Origin of the sequence: Stenotrophomonas sp. 2YAF22 (assembly GCF_052114665.1) — a bacterium.
Classification (GTDB): Bacteria; Pseudomonadota; Gammaproteobacteria; order Xanthomonadales; family Xanthomonadaceae; genus Stenotrophomonas; species Stenotrophomonas indicatrix.
Genome location: NZ_JBFRFE010000577.1, coordinates 1 through 2825, shown reverse-complemented (window position 1 = coordinate 2825; position 2825 = coordinate 1). Strand labels below are relative to the sequence as shown.

Genomic DNA, 2825 nt, shown 5'->3' with positions numbered 1-2825 from the left:
CGCATCACCTGGCGCGAGATGAAGCTCTTGGTGTCTTCGAACAGGAAGATGAAGCCGTGGATGTACTTGAGCAGCTTGCTCGGCACCTTCTCGATGGTACGGCGCTCGCCGTACAGGAACACCGGCAGGTTGGCCCGGCGCGCACTCTGCTCGCGCAGGAAGGCGGTCAGGCGCTGGAACTCGCCGTCGACCTCCTCGCTGCCGTCAATCGAGATCAGCACCGCCGAAGCGGCCACGTAGGTACGGGCGCCGGCGCGCGCGTCATCCAGGTTCAGACCGCACAGCACGCGCTGGTCATTGCTGCGCAGCTCTTCCACCAGCGCACGGATGAGGATACCGCCGATGCGCGGCGAGTCGTAGTCACCGTCAATGACGATGACCGGATAATCCAGGGACTTGAAATACACGTTGATTCTCCTTGTCTAACTCAGGAACGCTGGGCGCCGGCAGAGATCGCCGCCGCCTCGCGGGAACGCTGCCGCTGCTGGCGGCGCTCCTCGCTGAAGAAGGGATAGAACACAGTGATGAACAGCACGAACAGGAAGGCGTACTGCACGATCGTTCCCGACGAGCCGTAGATCGCCCACAAGCAGTACACGACCGTCAGGCTGGTCAGGGTCCAGAACGCACCGGTGTGCACCAGCGTGTGCGAACGCTCCACCACGAAATAGCAGGCCACGCACGAGTAGATGTACGGCAGCAGCGTCAACACCACCGCCGCCGAGGTGATCACGTCGAACTGGGCCGAAGCGGTCTTCGAGGTGGAGGTCACCAGCACCGCCAGGGTCATCAGCACGGCCACGATCAGCACGCCCTTGACCGGCACGTCGTCCTTGTTGGTCTTGCTGAAGATGCTCGGGAACAGGCCATCATCGGAGGCCGCCTTGGCGCTCTGCGCGGTCAGCAGGATCCAGCCGCCCAGCGAACCTGCGGCGCCGATGAAGGCGCACAGGCTGACCAGCGCACCACCCCAGCCCCCGACGGCCTTGGCCGCCGCCAGTGCAAACGGCGCGTCAGACACCTGCAGCTCGCCGTTGGGCACCATGCCCATGATCACCGACGAGCTGGCGATGTAGGCGATGGCGGCCAGGAACACACCGGCCAGGGTGGCGCGGGCCACGTTCTTCTCCGGGTTTTCAACCACGCCGGCCGTGACCGAGGCCGACTCGACGCCGATGAAGGCCCACAGGGTCAGTGCCGCCGCACTGGAGATCGCACCGAAGTTCGATTCGCCGGACACGTTGTACGCGCCCTTGAAGATGTCGGCATCGAAGAAGAACCAGCCGAAGATGGCGATGCCCAGGATCGGCACCAGCGCGAAGCTGGTGGTGACCGTCTGCACGCGGCTGACGAACGCCGGTCCGATCATGTTGGCAAAGCTCAACGCCCACACCAGGATCAGCACCGCGATGCAGCGCACCAGCGGTTCGGACAGGATCGGGAAGAAGTAGCTGAAGTAGCCCACCGCCGCGATGGGAATGGCAACGTTGCCGATCCAGTTGGCGAACCAGTAGATGGTGTTGGTCTGGAAGCCCATGTAGGGACCGAACCAATCGCGTGCATACGCATACGGGCCACCCGCTTTGGGCGCCAGCTTGCCGAGCTTGGCGAACACGAAGGCCAGCAGCAGCGCACCGGCCGTGGTGATCAGCCACCCCCATATCGAGGCGGTACCGATCTTGGCCAGGCTGGAGGGCAGCAGGAACACCCCTGAGCCCATCATGTTGCCGGCGACGAGGAAGGTGGCTCCGACCACCCCGATTTTCTTTGCTTCTGCCATGACAATCTCCTGTACCTGGCATGGGCCCGGTGAACCCGGGCGTGGGGAATGGCTACGCTGGCGTGCTGCCGCTGGCGCTTACTTGATGAAGTTGTATTGCAGGCTGCCCTGCACCCGGACCGTGTCGCCGCGTGCTCCGCTCTGCTGCTGCAGGCGGCCGTACAGCAGTTCCATGCCCATCGTCCACGACGGTGCCGGGCTCCAGATCAGGTTGAACACGCCGTAGCGGCTTTGCCGGAATGCATCGGTGGGCAGCGCCGCATTGCGTTCCAGGGTCAGCTGGCCGTAGATCAGGTTCGAGCGCCACAGATCCGACCAGTAATGGGTGTAACCGACGAAGCCACCGTGCAGGTCCAGCGCATCTATGCGTCCATCGGCACCTACCACCGCGTCAAGACCGGAACCGGTGAGATCGGCGGTATAGCGGCTCAGGCCGCGGCCGCCCAGCGCGCCGAACAGCAACAGATCGCGTTCCCCCACCGAGGCCGAGCCACTGAGCTGCGCGCCACCGGCAAAGACGCGGTCACGGCGGGCATCGCCGTCGTAGGCCAGACTGCGCGCCACGACGCCCAGTTGCAGGTGGCCCCAGTCACGCTCCATGCGCGCGATGGCACTCACATCCGGCAGTCGATTGACTGCCGCCATCGCATCGCTGGCGCCGGCCAGCTCGGTGTCCGGGTCTTCGGCGGCCAGCGTCAGGGTGTTGCCCTTGCCCAGTGCAAAGCTGTGATGGATGCCGGCCACCAGCAGGTAACCGGCGCCGCCGGGCCCAGCAAAATCCAGCGTGTCGGGCAAACTGTCCGGATCCATGAAGCTGGAATAGCCATAGCCTGCGTAGGTGTTGCCAAGCTGACCGTAGGCATGGCGCAGGCGGAACTGATAGCCATCGCTGCTGCCGAAGAAATCATTCTCCAGATAGAAGCGCAGGTTGCCGTGCGTGGTTGGACGCCGCGCCTCGAAGCTGAAACGCGTCTGCTTGGCGTGGATATTGAAGTTCGAGACGTCGCGATGGCTGCCGCCCACCGGCATCGACGAGGGAATGAAC

The 2825-nt window shown here is 64.3% G+C and carries 3 protein-coding genes; all 3 read right to left on the bottom strand.

The window, feature by feature from the left end:
* Positions 1–407: Orn/Lys/Arg decarboxylase N-terminal domain-containing protein (locus tag AB4Y84_RS18415; RefSeq protein ID WP_442250616.1), on the bottom strand; the 407-nt coding region annotated here is incomplete at its 3' end.
* 20 nt (positions 408–427) lie between these two features.
* Positions 428–1780: an arginine/agmatine antiporter gene (gene adiC, locus AB4Y84_RS18410; protein WP_223495435.1), complete on the bottom strand. Its 1353-nt coding sequence runs from the start codon at positions 1778–1780 to the stop codon at positions 428–430.
* 78 nt (positions 1781–1858) lie between these two features.
* On the bottom strand, positions 1859–2825 hold a 967-nt coding region (locus AB4Y84_RS18405), incomplete at its 5' end, for a DcaP family trimeric outer membrane transporter (protein ID WP_442250615.1).